Here is a 297-nt window from a genome sequence, read left to right as displayed (position 1 = left end):
ATCGTCATAGAATCCATTAAGACCTCATGCCTTATCTTTCTTGCTTCTTCTCGGAAAGCTTTAGCCTGATCCCTATAATACAAAGCAAACCGCAATATGATACCACTGAAAAGCAAAACAACAACCACTACTACCCATAAAATTTCGTTTATATTCATTTTGATCTCCTTAAATTACAGCAAAAGATGTGTTTTGTTTCGCTCTCTATCAAAAAAAGAATGCAAAAAGGCACATCTGCCAAGTGTGATAAATCACTCTTGACATCCTTATTTCCTCTACCAAAACACGCTAATAAAT

Source organism: Bartonella sp. AA83SXKL (assembly GCF_042196965.1).
Taxonomy (GTDB): domain Bacteria; phylum Pseudomonadota; class Alphaproteobacteria; order Rhizobiales; family Rhizobiaceae; genus Bartonella.
This window is presented reverse-complemented; position numbering follows the sequence as displayed.